This is a genomic window from Catenovulum agarivorans DS-2 (assembly GCF_000568405.1).
Classification (GTDB): Bacteria; Pseudomonadota; Gammaproteobacteria; order Enterobacterales; family Alteromonadaceae; genus Catenovulum; species Catenovulum agarivorans_A.
This window is the reverse complement of sequence record NZ_ARZY01000126.1, coordinates 1-286: the sequence shown is the minus strand read 5'-3', so window position 1 is coordinate 286 and position 286 is coordinate 1. Positions and strand designations below refer to the sequence as shown.

Below are 286 nucleotides of genomic sequence, written 5' to 3'. Positions count from 1 at the left end.
AAGTGCGCTACCAGGCTGCGCTAATCACCGAACATAAGAAACTGTAAAGAAAAATGGGGTGGCTGATGGGACTTGAACCCACGACAACCGGAATCACAATCCGGGGCTCTACCAACTGAGCTACAGCCACCATAGTAGAAATGTTTTCTAAATGGCGCGTCCTGCAGGATTCGAACCTGCGACCCACGGCTTAGAAGGCCGTTGCTCTATCCAGCTGAGCTAAGGACGCTTTCGAAGTCCCTATGGACTCATTTAGAAAGTGGTCGGTGATGCAAGATTCGAACTT

General features: G+C 50.0%; 2 tRNA genes. Both read right to left on the bottom strand.

What is annotated here, in order from left to right:
- Positions 1-54 precede the first annotated feature (54 nt).
- A tRNA-His gene (locus DS2_RS19490) sits at positions 55-130 on the bottom strand.
- Between the two features lie 22 nt (positions 131-152).
- Positions 153-229: transfer RNA gene (locus tag DS2_RS19485), tRNA-Arg, on the bottom strand.
- Positions 230-286 lie beyond the last annotated feature (57 nt).